Annotated in this window: 18 protein-coding genes; 14 read left to right on the forward strand and 4 right to left on the reverse strand. The window is 71.7% G+C overall.

What is annotated here, in order from left to right; all coding sequences use genetic code 11:
* Window positions 1-552 (forward strand): hypothetical protein, encoded by a 552-nt coding sequence (locus K8Z49_RS38840; RefSeq protein WP_021594867.1) that lies wholly within the window; start codon window positions 1-3, stop codon window positions 550-552.
* Window positions 553-1,042: 490 nt separating this feature from the next.
* Window positions 1,043-2,605, forward strand: a complete 1,563-nt coding sequence (locus K8Z49_RS38845) for an FAD-binding oxidoreductase (RefSeq protein WP_412516519.1) — start codon at window positions 1,043-1,045, stop codon at window positions 2,603-2,605.
* 79 nt (window positions 2,606-2,684) lie between these two features.
* On the opposite strand, the gene K8Z49_RS38850 is transcribed toward K8Z49_RS38845, so the two are convergent.
* Entirely contained in the window at window positions 2,685-4,058 is a 1,374-nt protein-coding gene (locus tag K8Z49_RS38850; protein ID WP_075023355.1) for a cation:dicarboxylate symporter family transporter, read from the reverse strand.
* Between the two features lie 291 nt (window positions 4,059-4,349).
* Between K8Z49_RS38850 and K8Z49_RS38855 the strand changes: the two genes are divergently transcribed.
* The 5 genes from K8Z49_RS38855 (at window position 4,350) to K8Z49_RS38875 (ending at window position 9,815) form a co-directional block, all read left to right on the forward strand.
* Window positions 4,350-6,932: an ATP-binding protein gene (locus tag K8Z49_RS38855; protein ID WP_412516520.1), complete on the forward strand. Its 2,583-nt coding sequence runs from the start codon at window positions 4,350-4,352 to the stop codon at window positions 6,930-6,932.
* Window positions 6,929-7,600, forward strand: coding sequence for a response regulator (locus tag K8Z49_RS38860; RefSeq protein ID WP_075023356.1), 672 nt, complete (start codon window positions 6,929-6,931; stop codon window positions 7,598-7,600). Before K8Z49_RS38855 ends, K8Z49_RS38860 begins: the two co-directional genes overlap by 4 nt.
* A gap of 47 nt (window positions 7,601-7,647) precedes the next feature.
* On the forward strand, window positions 7,648-7,809 hold the full coding sequence (locus K8Z49_RS38865; protein ID WP_021594862.1) for a hypothetical protein: 162 nt from the start codon (window positions 7,648-7,650) through the stop codon (window positions 7,807-7,809).
* Between the two features lie 378 nt (window positions 7,810-8,187).
* Window positions 8,188-9,351 carry a thiolase family protein gene (locus tag K8Z49_RS38870; RefSeq protein ID WP_075023357.1) on the forward strand — a complete coding sequence of 388 codons (1,164 nt, stop codon included), beginning with the start codon at window positions 8,188-8,190 and terminating at the stop codon, window positions 9,349-9,351.
* A gap of 17 nt (window positions 9,352-9,368) precedes the next feature.
* Window positions 9,369-9,815: a winged helix-turn-helix transcriptional regulator gene (locus K8Z49_RS38875; RefSeq protein ID WP_021594860.1), complete on the forward strand. Its 447-nt coding sequence runs from the start codon at window positions 9,369-9,371 to the stop codon at window positions 9,813-9,815.
* Between the two features lie 462 nt (window positions 9,816-10,277).
* On the opposite strand, the gene K8Z49_RS38880 is transcribed toward K8Z49_RS38875, so the two are convergent.
* Window positions 10,278-10,862, reverse strand: a complete 585-nt coding sequence (locus tag K8Z49_RS38880) for a CGNR zinc finger domain-containing protein (RefSeq protein ID WP_412516522.1) — start codon at window positions 10,860-10,862, stop codon at window positions 10,278-10,280.
* A 176-nt stretch (window positions 10,863-11,038) separates the two neighbouring features.
* Here K8Z49_RS38880 and K8Z49_RS38885 point away from each other — a divergent pair, with 176 nt between their 5' ends.
* From K8Z49_RS38885 to K8Z49_RS38900, 4 genes are all read left to right on the forward strand, one after another.
* Entirely contained in the window at window positions 11,039-11,488 is a 450-nt protein-coding gene (locus K8Z49_RS38885) for a VOC family protein (RefSeq protein WP_412516523.1), read from the forward strand.
* A gap of 46 nt (window positions 11,489-11,534) precedes the next feature.
* Window positions 11,535-12,425, forward strand: a complete 891-nt coding sequence (locus K8Z49_RS38890; protein WP_412516524.1) for a pyridoxamine 5'-phosphate oxidase family protein — start codon at window positions 11,535-11,537, stop codon at window positions 12,423-12,425.
* Entirely contained in the window at window positions 12,422-12,625 is a 204-nt protein-coding gene (locus K8Z49_RS38895; protein WP_021594856.1) for a ferredoxin, read from the forward strand. Before K8Z49_RS38890 ends, K8Z49_RS38895 begins: the two co-directional genes overlap by 4 nt.
* Window positions 12,626-13,291: 666 nt before the next feature.
* Window positions 13,292-13,489 (forward strand): hypothetical protein, encoded by a 198-nt coding sequence (locus K8Z49_RS38900; protein ID WP_412516526.1) that lies wholly within the window; start codon window positions 13,292-13,294, stop codon window positions 13,487-13,489.
* Between the two features lie 460 nt (window positions 13,490-13,949).
* Here K8Z49_RS38900 and K8Z49_RS38905 read toward each other — a convergent pair whose 3' ends face one another.
* The gene (locus K8Z49_RS38905) at window positions 13,950-14,582 is read right to left on the reverse strand and encodes a LysE family translocator (protein ID WP_412516527.1); all 633 of its coding nucleotides are present in this window, start codon (window positions 14,580-14,582) and stop codon (window positions 13,950-13,952) included.
* 374 nt (window positions 14,583-14,956) lie between these two features.
* Here K8Z49_RS38905 and K8Z49_RS38910 point away from each other — a divergent pair, with 374 nt between their 5' ends.
* Genes K8Z49_RS38910 through K8Z49_RS38920 form a run of 3 tightly spaced genes read left to right on the forward strand, consistent with a single transcriptional unit; the run spans window position 14,957 to window position 17,884 of the window.
* The gene (locus tag K8Z49_RS38910) at window positions 14,957-16,360 is read left to right on the forward strand and encodes a hypothetical protein (protein WP_075023361.1); all 1,404 of its coding nucleotides are present in this window, start codon (window positions 14,957-14,959) and stop codon (window positions 16,358-16,360) included.
* On the forward strand, window positions 16,357-17,484 hold the full coding sequence (locus tag K8Z49_RS38915) for a hypothetical protein (protein WP_412516529.1): 1,128 nt from the start codon (window positions 16,357-16,359) through the stop codon (window positions 17,482-17,484). The genes K8Z49_RS38910 and K8Z49_RS38915 overlap by 4 nt, the downstream gene beginning before the upstream one ends.
* Window positions 17,485-17,518: 34 nt before the next feature.
* Window positions 17,519-17,884 (forward strand): hypothetical protein, encoded by a 366-nt coding sequence (locus K8Z49_RS38920; RefSeq protein WP_412516530.1) that lies wholly within the window; start codon window positions 17,519-17,521, stop codon window positions 17,882-17,884.
* Between the two features lie 45 nt (window positions 17,885-17,929).
* Here the strand turns inward: K8Z49_RS38920 and K8Z49_RS38925 are convergent, their stop codons facing one another.
* Entirely contained in the window at window positions 17,930-18,391 is a 462-nt protein-coding gene (locus tag K8Z49_RS38925) for a pyridoxamine 5'-phosphate oxidase family protein (RefSeq protein ID WP_412516531.1), read from the reverse strand.
* Window positions 18,392-18,506: the final 115 nt, after the last annotated feature.

Here is an 18,506-nt window from a genome sequence, read left to right on the forward strand (position 1 = left end):
ATGAGGATCGCGATCGCCGCCACCGGGGCGGTGCTGCTGCTGGCCGGCGCGTCCGCCCTGGCCGCCGGCCTCGGCGCCTTCGACGCCGTCGCGGAGCGCCCGCTGCTCGACCCGGCGCTGCACCGCTTCGCCGCCGACACGGGATGGTTCCTGCCTGCCGCGGCGGGCGTGGCCGAACTGCTCGCGCTCGCCGGCCAGCTGTGGCTCGTCATGCAGTGCCGCGCCGCCGTCCACCATTGGTGGCCGGACCTGGACCCGGAGACCCGCGCCCGCGCCCGCGCCGCCGCGGACGACCTGACCCGGGACGCGCGCGGGCTGCCCGGCGTCCGCGACACCCGCGTCCGCCTCACCGGGACGGCCGACCGGCCGCGGCTCCGGCTGACCGTGTCCTGCGCGGGCGACACCCTCGTGAGCGAGGTGTACGGGGAACTCGGCGCGGGCCCGGTCGAGCGCTACCGCGACGCGGTCGGCATGCCCGACCTACCGGTAGTGATCCGCTTCCACCCACAGACCAGACGCCGGCACCGCCGCCCCCACCCCGAAACCGCCTAAACCCACCCCCACCGGTCGATATCCGCACCCGAGGGACACCTGTGCCCACCCGGCGGGTGTCCGTGCCCGCTCGGCTGGTGTCCCCGAGCCAGCTCGGCCGGTCTTCGTGCCCGCCCGCAGGGCATCTGGGCCCGTCCAGGGTGGCGCCTGTGCCCGACCAGCGGGCATCCGTACCCGCTCGCGCGGTATCCGCGCCCGTCCGGCCGGTATCCGTGCATGCCGCCGGTGTCCGTCCCCGTCCGGCTGGTGTCCGTGCTCGCCCTGCTGGGCATCTGTGCCCGTCCGGGAGGCACCTGTGTTCGCCCGGCGGGCATCCGTGCCCGATCGGTCGGTGTCCGCGCCCGTCCGGCTGGTATCAGCGCCCGCTCAACATTCGTGGGCGCGGCGGTGAGGGAGGGCGCTTGGACGCTCGGCCGGGTGTCCGTGGCCGCCCGGTGATGCTGTCGGCCGGCGCCGGGGACAATGGCCCGGGGCGGAGGAGGGAGCCGGGATGGTGCGGTCGTGGTGGGGATGGGGCTCGGTCGAGGACGCGGTGCGCGGGGCGGAGCTCGACGCGCTGCTGTCCCGGGTCCGGGCGCTGACGTCCGGCGAGCTGACCGGCCACGAACCTCCCGGGATCGGCGAGCTCGGGCTGTCGGATCCGCGCGTCCGGGCGCCGGACGCGCTCGCCGGCCTCTGCTCGGCGGATCCGGAGGACCGGGCCGCGCACGCGCACGGCAAGGCGTTCCGGGACGTCGTCCGCAACCTGCACGGAGACCTGCGGCACGTGCCGGACCTCGTCGCCCGGCCGCGGGACGAGCGCGACCTGGTCGACCTGCTCGACTGGTGCGGCGCCGCCGGCATCGCCGTCATCCCCTACGGCGGCGGCAGCTCGGTGGTCGGCGGCGTCGAGCCGCGGTTCGACGGGCCCGCGGTCACCGTCGACCTCGCCCGGCTGGACCGGATCCTGGAGATCGACCCGGTGAGCCGCGCGGCGCGCGTCCAGGCGGGCGTGTTCGGCCCGCGGCTGGAAGAGGGGCTCCGGCCGCACGGGCTGACGCTCCGGCACTTCCCGCAGTCGTTCGAGTTCTCCACGCTCGGCGGCTGGCTGGCGACCCGGTCCGGCGGCCACTACGCGACCCTCTACACGCACATCGACGACCTCGTCGAGTCGATGCGCGTGGTCACGCCGAGCGGGACCGGCGAGTCGCGGCGGCTGCCGGGCTCCGGCGCCGGGCCGTCCCCGGACGGGCTCTTCCTCGGCAGCGAGGGCACCCTGGGGATCATCACCGAGGCGTGGATGCGGGTCCAGGAGCGTCCCACCCGGCGGGCGAAGGCGGCCGTCCGGTTCGCGGACTACGGCGCCGCGGTGGCGGCCACCCGGGCGGTCGCGCAGAGCGGGCTGAACCCGGCGAACTGCCGGCTGCTCGACGCCGCCGAAGCGCTGATCAACACCGGTGCCGGGGTCGGCGGCGGCCTGCTGCTGCTCGGCTTCGAGTCAGTCGGCCCGCCGGTGCGCGCGTCGCTGGACCAGGCCCTCGACCTGTGCCGCGACCACGGCGGCGAGGCGCCCGAGGAGTCCGCGGGGGAGGGCGCCGGCGACACCTGGCGGGCGTCGTTCCTGCGGATGCCCTACCAGCGGGACGCGCTGGCCCGGCACTCGATGATCGTCGAGACGTTCGAGACGGCCTGCACCTGGAACCGGTTCGAGGAGCTGCACCGCGCGGTCACCGGGGCGGCCCGGCGGGCGATCCGCGAGGTCGCCGGGGACGGCGTCGTCACCTGCCGGTTCACCCACGTCTACCCGGACGGCCCGGCGCCCTACTTCGGTGTCTACGCGCCCGGCCGCTGGGGCTCCACCGTCGCCCAGTGGGACGAGATCAAGACCGCCGTGTCCGAGGCGATCGCGGCGAGCGGCGGCACGATCACCCACCACCACGCCGTCGGCCGGGACCACCGGCCCTGGTACGACCGGCAGCGTCCCGGCCCGTTCGCCGCCGCGCTCACCGCGGCCAAGGCCGCCCTCGACCCGGCCGGCATCCTCAACCCGGGCGTGCTGGTCCCTCCCACGTGAGACCCGTCCGGCGCCGGACGGCGGAGGCCGCCCAGCGCCGGGAGCGGGGTGCGTGCGCCGGCGCTGGACGGCCGGCCCGTCAGGCCCGGGCGCCGTCCACGACGGTGGCGGCGGGCCGCGGCTCGGGCACCGGCTTCTCGGCCGGGCCGTGGTGGTCGTCCAGCATGGTGGCCTCGTTGAAGGGGTCCTCGCCGGACAGGACGCGGCTGGCCTGCTCGGCGTCGAACTCCTTCGTCCACGTCCCGATCACCACCGTGGCGACCGCGTTGCCGGCGAAGTTGGTCAGGGCGCGGGCCTCGGACATGAACCGGTCGATGCCGACGATGAAGCCTACGCCGTCCACCAGTGCGGGCTTGTGCGACTGGAGCCCGCCTGCGAGGGTGGCCAGGCCCGCGCCGGTCACGCCCGCGGCGCCCTTCGACGCGACGATCATGAAGAGCAGCAGCGGGATCTGCGCGCCGATCGACATCGGCTGGTCCTGCGCGGACGCGATGAACAGCGTCGCCATCGTCAGGTAGATCGCGGTGCCGTCCAGGTTGAAGGAGTACCCGGTCGGGACGGTGATGCCGACGACCGGGCGGCTCACCCCGAAGTGCTCCATCTTGGCGATCAGCCGCGGCAGCGCCGACTCCGACGACGACGTCGAGAGGATCAGCAGGAACTCGCGGGCCAGGTAGCGCAGCAGCGCGAACACGCTGATCCGGCTGACCGCCCACAGCATCGCGCCGAGCACCACGAACACGAACACCACGCACGTGGCGTAGAACCCCAGCATGATCACCGCGAGGCTCTTCAGCGCGTCCCAGCCGCTGGAGCCGACCACCGCGGCGATCGCGCCGAACGCGCCGACCGGCGCCGCCCACATGATCATCCAGAGGATGCGGAAGACCAGCCGCTGCAGATGCTCGATGCCCCGCAGGATCGGCGCGCCCGCCGGGCCGAGCCCCTGCAGCGCGAACCCGGTGAGCAGCGCGACCAGCAGCGCCTGCAGCACCTGCCCCTCCGTCAGCGCCGACACCAGCGTGGACGGGATGATGCCGAGCAGGAAGTCGGTGGTGCCCTCGCCGCCCTCGGCCTGCTCCTTGGCCTCGGCGACCGACGACGGGTCCAGGTGCAGGCCGTCGCCCGGGTGCAGGACGTTGCCGACCGCGAGCCCGATCGCGAGCGCGAACGTCGACATCACCATGAAGTAGACGATGGTGACCAGGCCGACCTTGCCCACCTTCGCCGCCTTGGTCACCGACCCGATGCCGAGCACGATCGTGCAGAAGATGATCGGTGAGATCATCATCTTGATCAGGTTCACGAACGCGGTGCCGACCGGCTTCAGCTCCTGCGCGAAGTCCGGGGCGACCAGCCCGACGGCGGCGCCGGCGACCACCGCGGCGACCACGGCGAGGTAGAGGTAGTGGACGCGGTCCTTCTTCGGACGGGCGTCGGCGGTGTCGGACACGGGGTCTCCTTCCGTCCACCGGAACGGCGCCCGTCCGCGAGGGCGGCGCCCGGCCGGGACCGGTGAGGCACGGGTCCCGGCCGGGGCGACCGCCGCCCCGTCGGGCGCCCCTGCGCCGCTGGGGCCGGCGCAGGCACACGATGGGCGCCCGAGCCCGGTAAGGCTCGCAGGTCAGGCGATGGGTCGGCGGGGGGTGGGGTGTGCTGCACCCGTGACTATGCGCGGTTCTGTGACGGGGGTCACCCTTGTGTACATTTCGTTCACGGTGGTGTCCGAACGGAGAGAGGGCAGATGCGGCGTCCCCGATGGGCGATGCCGGGCCGCTGGAGCCTGGCGCGGCAGTTGCTCGTGCTGCAGGCCGCGATCGTCGGGCTGCTCGTGGCGGCCGGCGCCATCCTGGCGTACCTGGACTCCGGCCGCGCCGCCGACGACACCGCCCGCCAGACGGTGACGGCGCTCGCGTCCAGCATCGCCGACTCGCAGAACGTGCAGGCCGCGCTCGCGACCCCGCAGCCGAGCCGGCTGCTGCAGCCGTACGCCGAGCGCGTCCGCCACGACACCGGCGTCGACTTCATCACGATCATGACCCCGGCCGGGATCCGCTACACCCACCCGAACCCGTCCCGGATCGGCGGCACGTTCGTCGGCAACACCGCCCCCGCCGTCGCCGGCCGCACGTTCTCCGAGACCTACACCGGCACGCTCGGCCCGTCCGTCCGTGCCGTGGCCCCCGTCTTCGGCGAGGACGGCCGCGTTGTCGCACTGGTCTCGGTCGGCATCACCATCAGGGCGATCTCCGCCGAGCTGCGCCAGCGCCTGATCTCCCTCGCCGTCGTCGCCGCCGTCGTCCTCGCCGTCGGCATGGCGGGCAGCTACCTCGTCTCCGCCCGCCTCCGCCGCCAGACCCGCGGCGTCGCCCCGGACGAGCTGCGCCAGATGTTCGACTACTACGAGGCCATCCTGCACGCCGTCCGCGAGGGCCTCCTCATCCTCGACCGCACGGGCCGAGTAGTCCTCTGCAACGACGCCGCCCGCGACCTCCTGGACCTAACCCCCCACCCCGCAAACCCCACCGCACCCGCGAGCGCGACGCCTGCGAAACGGCGCGCTACAGCACCCGCGACGAAGGCCCCCACGAACCCGACCGAGGGGCCAGTGAAAAAGAGCGGCGCGGCGCCCGGGACGCAGGCCGCCGCGGAGCCCGGCGTGGAGCCTGCGGAGCAGCGCGATGTGTCGCACGGAACGAGAGCCGCCGCGAACCCGGGCGAGGAGCCGGTGGAACGGCGCGATGCGGTGCGGTGGACGCAGGCTGCCGCGGGGTCGGGCGTGGAGCCCGCGGTACAGCGCGATGCGCCGGCCGGAACGGAGCCCGCCGCGACCCTAGGCGTGAGCCCGGTGGATATGAGCGGTGTGGTGCGTGAGTCAAGGGCTGCCGCGGAGCCGGAGGTGGGACCTGGGGATCGGCGTGATGTGCCGCATGGAACGCAGGCCGCCACGAACCCGAGTGCGGGGCCGGTGGATAAGAGCGGCGCTGTGCGCGGGACAAAGCGCGCCGCGGAGCCGGATGCGGGCCCTGCGGATCTCCGCGATGCGCCCGCCGGAACGGAGCCCGCCGCGGACCGAGGCGGGAGGCCGGTGGAAGAGAGTCGCGCGGTGCGCGGGACGCAGTCCGCCGCGGAGCCTGCAGAACGGCGTGATGTGCCGTACGGAACTGGGGCCGCCGCGAACCCAGGCGGGGAGCCGGTGGAACGGCGCGATGCGGTCCGTGGGGTGAAGGGGGCCGTGAATCCGGGCGAGGAGCCGGTGGATGAGCGCGGTGTGGTGCGGGGGTCGGAGTCTGCCGCAGAGCTGGGCGTGGGACCTGCGGAACGGCTTGATGTGACGGACGGGACGGAGGGCGCTGCGAAGCCGGGTGTGGAGCCGGTGGAACGGCGTGGTGTGGTGCGTGGGGCTGACAGCGTTGCGAAGGGGCGTGTGGGGGGTCGTTCGGAGCGGGTTGGGGGGAGGGCGCGGGGGGTTGTGGCCGCGGGTGATGTGCAGGGGCGGTTGGTGACCGAGTTGGGGTTGCCGGAGGAGCTCGTGGCGACCCTGATGTCGGCGGAGCCGCGGTCGGACGAGATTCACGTGGGCGACACGCGGGTGCTCGTCGTGAACACCTCGCCCGTCCGGTCGCGGGACCGGGCGATGGGAAATGTCGTCACGCTTCGCGACCACACGGAGTTGCAGGGGTTGACGGGGGAGCTGGACACGGTGCGCGGGTTCGCCGAGTCGCTGCGCTCGCAGGCGCATGAGGCGGCGAACCGGCTGCACACGGTGGTGTCGCTCGTGGAGCTGGGCCGTCCGGAGCAGGCCGTGGAGTTCGCGACCGCCGAGCTGGAGACCGCGCAGCGGCTCACCGACCGGGTCGTCGGGTCGGTCACCGAGCCGGTGCTGGCCGCGCTGCTGCTCGGCAAGTCCGCGGAGGCGGGGGAGCGCGGCGTCGAGCTCGTCATCGCCGAGGACGCCGTGATCGAGGCCGTGATCGAGCCCCGCGACCTGGTCACGATCCTCGGCAACCTGATCGACAACGCGGTGGACGCCGCCATCGAGGGCGCCGTCCACCGGCCGCCGCGCGTCGTCGTCGCGGCCCGCGAGGAGGAAGGGGAGCTGGTCTTGGAGGTGTCCGACAGCGGGCCGGGCGTGGACCCGTCGGCCGTGCCCGCGATGTTCCGGCGCGGCTGGACGACCAAGTCGTCCGGCGGACCGGTCGGGCACGGGCTCGGGCTCGCGCTGGTCGGCCAGGCCGTCCGGCGGCACGGCGGCGAGGTCGCGGTCGGCGCCGGCCGCGAGTCCGGCGCCGTCTTCACCGTCCGGCTGCCCGGGGACAAGCGATGATCAGGGTGCTCGTCGTCGAGGACGACCCGGTCGCCGCGGAGGCGCACCGCACCTACGTCGAACGCGTCGCCGGGTTCACGGTCGCGGGGGTCGTCCACTCCGGCGCGGACGCGCTGCGGTTCTGCGAGCGCACCCCGGTCGACGTCGTGCTGCTGGACTTCTACCTGCCCGACACGCACGGCCTCACCGTCTGCCGAGCACTGCGCGCCGGGGGACGGGACGTGGACGTCATCGCCGTCACGTCCGCTCGGGACCTCGCGGTGATCCGCACCGCCGTGTCGGTCGGGGTGGTCCAGTACCTGCTGAAGCCGTTCACGTTCGCCTCGCTGCGCGACAAGCTCGTCCGGTATGCGCGGTTCCGTGAGCAGGCGGTCGGGACGGGCGAGGTCAGCGGGCAGGCCGACGTGGACGGGATGCTCGCCACGCTCCGCACCCCGGACCACCGGTCGCTGCCCAAGGGCATGAGCGGCGAGACGCTCCAGGCCGTCACGGACGTGCTGGCCCGCGCCGGCGACGGCCTCTCCGCCGCGGCCGCCGCCGACCTCACCGGTGTCTCCCGTGTCACCGCGCGCCGCTACCTGGAGTACCTCGCGGAGAACGGCCTCGCCTACCGCAAGCCCCACTACGGCCAGGTGGGACGACCGGAGGTGCGCTTTTACCCGGGGTGAACGGGGTACCTATGGGACGACAGTGAACCGACATCGGGGGAGTTGTCGTGAACGACAAGCCTGGTAAGCCCGGCGAGACCGCGGGCAAGACGGAGACCGAACGCGATCGCGAGAGGCGGCCGTCCAGCGCCGAGGAGGCCCCGGGGAAGGGGCAGAAGAAGAAACCGGGCGATGCCGCCCGCAAGATGCGCGAGATGTTCAAGGGCTGATCGGGAAACGGTCGGGCGACGCCTTCGATGCTTGACGGCCCCTTGAGATGCTGTTTGGGGTCTATGTCGGCATGCGCCGCTAGTGTCCGAAGTGAATGTGACGTCAAGGAGACCGAGGAGGCGCGCTTGTCCGATCGTGCAGGTCCGGGCGGCTACGCCGAGGGGCTCTTCGACGTACGGAAGGAACAGACGGACCACGGCATGGGCCCCTACCGCTGAGCGGCCCGATGGCCCGGGGGGCGTGGCGATGCGTTGCGGCCCCCCGGGCTCTTTCTGCTTCGTTGTGTTACCCAACTCACTAGGCGCAGTGGGTTGTGTTTTCCAACCTTCTAGCCGGATACTGCGAGAGAGAGTTGGAGAACACAACGGAGGTGGGTCATGCGGGACGCGGTGATCGTGGAGGCGGTGCGCACGCCGGTGGGCAAGGGCAAGCCGGACGGGGCCCTGCACGGCGACCACCCGGCCGACCTGCTGGCGCGAACGCTGACGTCGCTGGTCGAGCGCGCGGGCATCGCCCCGGCGACGGTCGACGACGTCATCGGCGGCGTCGTCACCCAGGCCGGCGACCAGGCGCTCAACATCACCCGCACGGCCGTCCTCGCCGCCGGGTTCCCCGAGAGCGTGCCCGCCATGACCGTCGACCGGCAGTGCGGCTCGTCCCAGCAGGCCCTGCACATCGCGGCGCAGGGCGTGCAGAGCGGCGCCTACGACATCGCGATCGCGTGCGGCGTCGAGTCCATGTCCCGGGTGCCGATGGGGTCGAGCGTCCTGCCCGGCAGCGACCCGTTCGGGACGCTGCTCGCCGACCGCTACCCCGACGGCCTCGTCGGACAGGGCATCAGCGCCGAGCTGATCGCCGCCCGCTGGGACCTGGCCCGCGAGGAACTCGACGCCTACGCCTACGAGTCGCACCGCCGCGCCGCCGAGGCGTGGAAGAACGGCGAGTTCGACCGGGAGGTCGCCTGGACGGGGCAGCGCGACGAGACCGTCCGCCCCGGGACCTCGCCGGAGATTCTCGCCCGCCTCAAGCCCGCCTACTACGACGAGCGGACCGCCGAGCGCTTCCCCGAGATCGGCTGGCGGATCACCGCGGGCAACGCCTCCCCGATCAACGACGGCGCCGCCGCCGTCCTGGTCATGGGCGCGGACGTCGCCGAGCGCCTCGGCCTGCGCCCGCGCGCCCGCTTCCACGCGTTCGCCGTGACCGGGGACGACCCGCTGCTGATGCTCACCGCGATCATCCCGGCGACCGAGAAGGTGCTGAAGCGCGGCGGCCTCACCCTCGGCGACATCGACCTGTTCGAGGTGAACGAGGCGTTCGCTCCGGTCGTCCTGGCCTGGCAGCGCGAGACCGGCGCCGACCTGGCGCGTGTCAACGTGCGCGGCGGCGCGATCGCGATCGGCCACCCGCTCGGCGCGAGCGGCGCCCGCATCATGACCACGCTGCTGCACGCTCTCGAAGACCGCGGCGCCCGGTTCGGCCTCCAGACCATGTGCGAGGCGGGCGGCCTGGCCAACGCCACGATCGTCGAGCGGCTCTGACGACTAGGCTTCCCGGTATGCCGAAGGACGCCGACCCGCGCGAATGCTCGATCGCCGACACCCTCGACCTGGTCGGCGAGCGCTGGAGCCTGCTGGCGATCCGGGAGCTGAGCTACGGCGTGCGGCGCTTCGACCAGATCGTCTACAACACGGGGGCGTCCCGCGACATCCTCACGTCCCGGCTCCGCAAGCTGGAGGCGAACGGCATCATCCGCCGCGAGCGCTACAGCGACCACCCGGCCCGCTACGAGTACCACCTGACGCCCGCCGGGGTGGAGCTGTGCGACGTCCTGCTGGTCCTGATGGCCTGGGGCGACCGGCACCTGCATCCGGACGACCCGCCCGTCCAGTGGCAGCACTCCTGCGGCGAGCCGGTCAACCCCCTGGTCATCTGCCGCTACTGCGGCAACGAGGCCCGCCAGGGCGCCCACTCCCCAACCGGCCGAGGCGCCCGCACCGCCTAACCCCACACCAGACCGCGCCCAACATGCCTCGCGCACGTCCGGCAGGCCTCGCGCGCGTCCGGCAGGCCCCGCGCCCAACAGGCTTCGCGCACGTCCGGCAGGCCCCGCGCACGCCCGGCAGGCCCCGCGCACGCCCGGCAGGCCCCGCGCACGCCCGGCAGGCCCCGCGCACGCCCGGCAGGCCCCGCGCACGCCCGGCAGGCCCCGCGCACGCCCGGCAGGCCCCGCGCACGCCCGGCAGGCCCCGCGCATGTCCGGCAGGCCCCGCGTATCCTCTGGTGCGCGCCCGGCGGTGGGATCGCCCTGGACGTCCGCCGCCACGATGGCCCCTAGAACTGGGATCGGCGTTCCGCTCCGAGTGAGGTGGGCGCCAAGGCTCTCGCGGTCGGTGAAGTGGGCTGGCGCGTTTGCGGGCGTCGTCCCGCGGGCGAGCGTGGGGTCGACGTCCCGCTTCAGGTGGGCTCAGGTGCTGGCGTGTCGGCGGTAGTGCCGGGCGACCCTGGCTCGGTTGCCGCAGCCCGCCGAGCACCAGCCGCGCCGTGGGTGCGAGCGGTGGAAGTAGAGCACGCAGCCGGGCCCGTAGCAGGCGCCGAGCCTGACCTCTGGACGCTCGGAGAACAGGTCGGCGGCTTCGAGCGCGATCACGGCGAGTTCGCGGTCGAAGCCGTCGGAGCCGAACCGCCAGTCCCGGTGGAACCCGTGCCCGTCCCCCTGCCTTAGTTCGGGGACGCACGACGCGGTGAAGCCGTTCAGGGTCGCCAGCGCGTCCTCGATCGTCAGGTCGCCGACCAGGGCGGTCGGCCGTTCGTCGCCCACCGCGTTCGCGGCGATCCGGCGCAGCGCGTCGCGCAGTTCCCGGGCCCGGAGCAGGTCGCCGTCGCCGAGCGGGCCGGGCGTCTCGATCCCGCATTGCCGCGCCCACTGGTCCAGCCGCCCGGTCGTCGTCAGGGCGTCGTGCACCCGGCCCTTGTCGGCCCAGATCGTGTTCATCAGGCGCACCGGTCTCGGTTCGGACGGGTAGAGGTCGGGCACCTCGTCGGCCGTCACGTCTCCTCCTCGGTCGCGTCTCGGCGTGGTCCGGCCTGTCGCTGACCCTTCTAATGTATCAGCGCTTGCTTCCCATTAGATTCGCCTCTACGGTTGAGGCTAATGGCAAGCGTGCTCATAACCGTTAGCCGTCCGCTTGAAGGGTGGCGGGGACACGTGCCGACCTGGAGGTCACTATGAGTAACGCGGCACTCAAGACGGGCCACGTCGCGCTGAACGTGACGGACCTGAACCGGTCGATCGAGTTCTACGCGGCGCTGTTCGACTTCGAAGTCCTGGCCCGCTCGGACGCCGACCGGAAGTACGCCTTCCTGGGCGAGGACGGCGTCGTGCGCCTCACCCTGTGGCAGCAGAGCGAGGGTGCCTTCCCCACCGGCCTGCCCGGTCTGCACCATTTGTCGTTCGAGGTTCCGACGATCGATGCCGTGCGCCGTGCCGAGGAGACGCTCAAGACGCTCGGGGTCGAGTTCGCCTATGACGGCATCGTCGCCCATGCCGAGGGGGCGGCCTCCGGCGGCATCTTCTTCACCGACCCCGACGGCATCCGGCTTGAGATCTACGCCGCCACCGGCGTCAACGGCACTACCGCCCCCGTCCAGGGAGCGCCCACCTGCGGCTTCTTCTAAACCCAGGGATGGCTCTTCCCCAGAACGTGAAAGGAGGATCGACCGGATGTTTCATCCAGGCGAGGTGGACGTCCAGCGGCGGGCAGGCTTCCGTGCCGACGCGCACGGCAGTGCCCGTGTCGCGAACACGATCCCCGAGGTGGCCGGACGGTTCCTGGCAGGCCAGAGGATGATCGTCGTATCGGCCGACCATCAGGGCTCGCTCTGGACCACGCTGCTCGCCGGCCAACCCGGCTTCATCAGCGTCCCGGACGAGTCGACGCTGCACATCGATGCGGCCCTTCCGGCGGTCGACCCGCTCGTCGAGGCGTTCACCGCCCCCGTCGAGGTCGGCATGATCGCCATCGACCCCGAGAAGCGCCGGCGCATGCGCGTCAACGGACGGGCCCGCCCCGCGGACCGCGGAGGGCTGCTCGTCCATACCGACCAGGTCTACTCGAACTGCCCGAAGTACATCCAAACCCGCAGCGTCGAGGCGGTGCGGCGGTCCGGGCCCACGGCGCGGACGGAGGGCTCGGATCTGAACGCGACCCAGCTCGCGTGGATTCGCGCGGCCGACACGTTCTTCGTCGGCACCGGCGCGCCCGGCCTCGGTGTGGACGCCTCCCACCGCGGCGGCGCCCCCGGCTTCCTCGACGCCGCCCCCGACCGCGTCAGCTGGCCTGACTACACCGGCAACTCGATGTACATGACCCTGGGGAACCTCGCTTTGAACCCTCGGGCCTCCCTGCTCTTCATCGACTGGACGGCCGGGCACACCCTCCATCTCACCGGCATGGCCACGGTCGACTGGGACGAGGACAGGGCCGCACATCGCCCCGGAGCCCAGCGATTCGTCGACTTCCACATTGACCACGCGATCCAGCTCGACCACCGCGTCGGACTCCGGTGGCGGCTGGATGGGCTCTCCCGATTCAACCCACCACCGAGAGGATGACGATGCAGATCAGCGTCGACCGGGACGTCTGCGAGACCCACGCCCAGTGCGTGTTCACGGCCCCCGAGGTCTTCGAACTGGACGAGGACGACGAACTCGTCTACGACCCCGCACCCGACGCCCAGCACGACGACGCCGTGCACCGCGCGGCAGTCGCCTGCCCCGTCCAAGCGATCAGCCCGCGAACCGACCGAACATAGAGGGCGGTGCGGGCATGGCCGGTCCTGGCACCGCAACCGAGCTTCCCATGTGGGGCTGGCCGTCCCGGCGAAGGCGTTGTGCCTGGCGTGGACGGCCTCGCCGCGCGCCGGGCATCCCAGCCGCCGTGGACGTCGCCTGGTAGCCCTTTCCGCTTCTCGACGGCTGGCACGTCTGTGTCGAGTACGGCACCAATGTCGCCGAGCGGGGCGTCCGCTCCCACGTTCTGGACGGATCTGTACGACAGGCGGCCGCGGTCTCTCGGCTTCACGCAGTGGAAGCGGGCCTCGTGGGAGGAGACGTTGCGTTCGAGACGGGCGCCGCGAAGCCGCGCAGCGCGTGGGCGCGTCCCACACCGCGACGGTCTCCGCCAGCGCGCGGATCGCCCGCACCCCGTCGCCCCCGCCAGGTCGCAGCAGCGTGCGGAGGATGTTGAGGGTCGTGGCGTTGCCCGCGCGGTTCGGGCCGAGTAAACCGAAGATGTCTCCCGGCCGCACGGAGAGCTCGATCCCCGCACGATCTACTGCCGCGCCATTGCGCCCGCGCCGAGGAGCCCGAGCGTCGCGGTTCACGAGGTGTTGCCGAAGAACCGCGGGTCGTTGGACGACAGGCCGCCGAGGAAGCGCACGCCGTCGAAGGATCTGTCGCCCTCGCCACAGCAGCCGCGTATGCCCGCGTCCGATGTCAGGACGGCGCCGCCGAAGCGCTTCCGGCCGAAGCAGGACGCCCGTCCGGGTGCGTATCTCGACCGCCGCGCGATCGACCGGGACCAGGCCGGACGGTTCCTCCGGGGCGCGCCGCGCGACGGTCGGCTGGTCGGAACGATCGACGGCGGAGGCGTCCGCGCTCTCGTCTGGTACGGCTGACGCCGGGGGAACGCAGGCGGCGTCGGTGTCCAGGAGGGGGGCCTGTCGTGGCGGCTGGGGCGGCCTCGTCCCGTATGGGTTCGGCGCCGCGAGCGGCCCACCATTGGACGAGGTCGTCGCCAGCGGTGCTAGGAGCGTGGCGGTGGCGTCCTACCTGCTGACGCCCGGCGGTCGAGCGGGGCTTCGGGCCCGCTCAGCGATCCGCGTCCTCGACTCAGCGTTCGGTGGCTGGGCGGGTGCCGAGGTCGATGAAGGGTTTCGGTGGTGATGTTGAGTTGGTGTTGGGTGGTGTGTTGGTTGCGGAGCCGGTCGCCGATGTGTTCGGCGAGGACGCCGACTGTGCCGTCTACCAGGGGCTTCGGCGTGATCGGGATGGCGTTGGGGGTCGCGAGGCGCTGGTGTCCGGGGCGGTGGGGAGGTTGAGCGGGGTTTGCGCTTGGTCAGCGATTCGCGTCTTTGGTTAGCGTTCGGTGGCTAGGCGGGTGCCGAGGCCGATGAAGAGGGTTCCGACGGTGATGTTGAGTCGGCGTCGGGCGGCATGTCGGTTGCGGAGCCAGTCGCCGATGCGTCCGGCGAGGACGCCGACTGTGCCGTCTACCAGGAACTCCAGCACGATCAGGATGGCGCCGAGGATCGCGAACTGCGCCCACACGTGCCCGAGCGCCGGATCGATGAACTGGGGCAGGAACGCGATCGTGAAGGTGACCATTTTCGGGTTCAGCAGATTGGTCACCAGCCCGTTGAGATAGGCCCGGCGTCCGGAGACCCCGGCCGGTGCCGTGTCCACGTCGTTGCGGTGCCGCAGGGTCTGGACGCCCAGGTAGATCAGATAGGCGGCACCGACGATCCGGACCACCGTGAACGCGACCGGCACCGCCGCGAAGAGTGCGGCCAGCCCCGCCGCGGCCACCGCGACGTGCACCGCCTCGCTCGTCGCGACCCCCGCCGTGGCGAGAAGTCCCGCCCGAGCGCCGCCCCGCATCCCGCACCCGAGGATGAACAGCATGTCGGGCCCGGGGATCACCATGGCGACGACCGAGGTCACGAAGAAGATCGCGAGAAGATGCGCATCGACCGGTATGCCGCCGATCATCACATGCCCCACCTGCGAGTGAAACCGGATAAGGCGGAAGAAGCGCGCGGCGCTCGCGCTTGGCTGTGCGTCCCTGCCAGGGCCGTCTGGTCCGGCTGGTCGGCCGGTGAAGCACTGGCGTCGATCTCGTTGACATGCCGCTGTTCCGCTGGCTCGGGGAAGGATTCCATCGGTGCCTCGCGTGCTCGTTCGACGTCGGGCCGTTGGTGACGGGTCAACTTGCCAGCGGGTTGAGGGGGCCGCCCCTTCCACGATTGGGGAGAGAGCACGCGTTGTCGGTGCCGTTTTCTTGTGGCCGTTTGCGGTCGGGTGATAGCGCTACGTCTTTGCGGAATCACCCATAGTGATCTTCTTGTCCTGAAGATGATGCCGGTATGACGCGGCGCGTGATGGCATCGGGCGGTGGCCTGGTGACGGTCGGGGGGCTCGCAGGGACCGCACTCTACTTCGCGGTGGCCGGACCGGAGGACGTTGGAAGGCCGGTCACCGTGGTCGGCCTGGCCGTCGCGGTGGTCGGGCTCGGGGTCGCCGCGTACGGGACGGTCGCCGACCGGCGCGCACGACGACGGGTGATCGATGATGACGTTCCTCCAGGGGACGGCTCACCACCATCGGTGAGACACGTGACGGTGAGGGACAGCCACGGAGTCATCGTCGGGGACGAGGCGTACCAGGAGAACAACTATCGGATCGACGTCCCGGCGGCCCTGTCGGCGTTGCTGGTGACGCTGGTCGCCTCGGCGCTGGCCGTGGGCGCTGGGTGGCTCTATCTCGGCTGGTTCTCGCCGAGTTTCGCGCCGAACTACCGGACTCAGTTCCTGGTCGACGCGGCCGAGAGCACCGACCCGGCGGAGCTCACCGCGGTGACGTCCTCGCTGGGCAAGGCGCTGGAGAACTCCGGTGACGGCGACGCCTTGTCGCTCCGCCGGTTCGGTGGTGAGTGCGGCGAATCGGGGAACACGGCCAGGCTGGCCGATTTCGGGACGGGCAACCGTCAGGCGATCACGGCTTCCGCGGCGCGGATGCGGCCCGGGGGCGAGCCGACACTGGTGCGCGGGATCGTGGAGGCGGTGGAGGACTTCTCCAGACCGCTCGACGCCAAGGCCCGTCAGGTCAACCGGATCATCGTGGTCACCCGGCACGGCGTGGACGCCTGCGAGGACGACCCCGCCTATGTCGAGAAGGAGATCAGGGAGCGGATCGGCTCGGCCGGCCTGTCGCTGGAGTTCCGGCTGGTCGGCTACCAGGTGCCGGGCGCCCAGCGGGCGAGGCTCGACCGCATCGCCGCGGCGGCCAAGGCGCCGCCGCCGGTCCATGCGAAGAACGCTTCCGACCTTGAGCGGACCTTGGACTGGTACTCCAACACCGAACCGGTCCTCAAGGGCGCCCAGGCGATCGTCGACTCCCTCAACGCCACGGTGACACAGGTGAACACGGCCGTTCAGGCGATCGTCGACGGGCGCTTGGACGTCGCCGACGGCATGCTCGGCCGGGCCAGGCGAGCGGCCGGAGGTTCCGACCCGCGGTTCGACGACCTGAAGGGCCGGGCCAAGGGCGCCGATGCCCGCGGTGTGCGCGATCGGGCCGTCTCGCTGCGAGAGAAACGAAGACGGGTGGTCGCGGCGGCCGATGACCTGCTCAAGACCGCACGCTCCGGGGCTCCGCTCGACGCGCGGCTGGCGCGCTTCCAGCACATCGCGGCTGACTACAACAACGAGGTGAACGGCATGAATCGGGCCCTTGCCGCCCTTCGCGCGAAGCTGATGAAGACCTCGTGACCGGGCTCGGAGGCGCAACGCGCCGACGCCGGTCGCGGGGGCTGCTGGTCGTGCTGACGGCCGCGGTGCTGCTGATCGGTGTCCTGGCCTTCCTGGTGGTGCGGGCCGTTCCGGACTACCGGACCGCGTTCCTCATCGACGCCTCGCTTCCCAAGGACGGCGCGAACTTCACCGCGGTCACCAGGGCCGTCGGTTCCGCCGCGGACAATTCCGCCGATGACGACTCGTTGTCCCTGCGCAGATTCGGCGGTACCTGCGGCGACAAGAGGAACACTGCCTCCGTCGTGGACGCCGGTACAGGACGGGGACGGAAAATCAGCTCCTCGGTGAGCACGCTGAAACCGTCCGGCAGAGCCACGCTGGGAAGCGGCATCCTCGCCGCGATCGACGACTTCTCCGGCCACTATCCGTTCCGGGGCCGCAAATTGAACCGGATCATCGTGGTGGCCTCGCGCGGCACCGATGCCTGCGCGCAGGATCAGGCGGCACTCCGGCAGGCGGTCCGCAAGAAGGCGGAGGAGAGCGGGGTGAAGCTGGACTTCCGCTTCATCGGCTACAAGGTGCCGAAGGACGAACGGCGGTCGCTCACCCGGCTCGGCGCCACGATCAAGGCGCCCAAGCCACGGTTCGTCACCACACCGGCCGGGCTTACCACGACCCTCAAAGAGCTCACCGTCCCGCCGTCTCCGGATGCCAAGCGCGTAGAGGCGCCGACGGAGACCGCTAAGCCCTCCACACCGCCGGCGCCTCTGGCCGATGGCATGCACCGCGTGTACATCCGGCGCATCGACGCGGAAAGGCGCACGCTCACGGTCGACGAGTTCGAGCGTCTGACGGGAGCCGCTGCGCACGAAGCCGCGCGAGAAGACGGCCGGGGATTCGCCCCGAACGACATCTATTTGCGAAACACCAGCACGAAGACCGTCGATGTCCAGGTCGCGTCCAACGCGGTGATCAATATCAACCAGCTGGCCAGGGACCCCCAGGTCGGGCCGGCCGAAGGGCTGAATGTCACGTTGGCGAAGCTGGCCGCCCTGCATTCGTCCACGTCGGAGAACATCGAGTTCGAACTCACCATGGCGGACGGCCGGGTCGCCAAGCTGCATGAGATCTGGCATCCCTGACAGCACCGATGAACGGAGAAATCGCATGGAACCGGTGACGGTCATCGTCGCCGCGCTCAGCGCGGGTGCGGCGGCAGGTCTCGGCGACACCGCCGCCGACGCCGTCCGGGACGCCTACGGCAAACTGCGGGAACTGGTCGCGGCGCGGCTGGCGGGTGGGGGCGCCGCCGAGGTCGCCCTCGCAGAACACCAGAACGACCCGGATACCTGGGAGGCTCCGCTGGCCAGGGCACTCCTGGATCGGGGTGTGGAGGGCGACACCGAAGTTCTGGCGGCTGCCCGGGCGGTTCTCGAACTTCTCGGTCACGGTCGTGTGGCCGAGTACAACGTCACGGTGACCGGATCGCAGGGTGTGCAGGTCGGTGACAACGCACGACAGGTCAACAACTTCGGGCAGTAATGCCCAGCCGTGGATCGTGTCCTGCGGGCGGGGAAGGGACGGCGGCTAATCCAGCCATGTGCCGTCGCGCATGATGACTCTGCCGTGCAGTTCCGGCTCGCCGCGCCAGGCGCGCACGATTTTCGGGACCACGCGGACATAGATGAATGACTCTTCCTCCGTGCGCGGGTCCCATCCGAATTTGGCGGTGAAGGCTTCCGCTGCGTCTCCGGGTACGTCCTGGTCCAGGAAGCATTCCGCCTCGCCCTGGAGGAGTACCACGTCGAGGGTGTCCGGCAGCGCCAGGCGCACGCGCGGCTCCTCGCGGACGTTCCGTGCGGTCGCGGACGTGGCGCTGGTGCACATCCACACCGCCTGCCCGTCCCACACGAACCACAGCGGGATCTGGTGCGGGCCGTGCTCGGGGTGTGCCGTCGCCACCCATATGTCCCGCTCGGTCCCGAGCCGTTCAAGGGTGTCGCGCCTGCGCTCGGCCGCCTCGCGGCGAACAATGCCCGTGCTCTGCATGAGTGCCGACCCTAGCCAGCAGACTCACAGCGCACATGAGGCGAAGGACCTACTCCCGGCGACCGAGGAACCTCTCAGCCTTCCAACCGGGCTGCTCAGCGAGGCGGTGCGCGGT

It is taken from the genome of Actinomadura madurae (genome assembly GCF_047130825.1).
GTDB lineage: Bacteria > Actinomycetota > Actinomycetes > Streptosporangiales > Streptosporangiaceae > Spirillospora > Spirillospora madurae.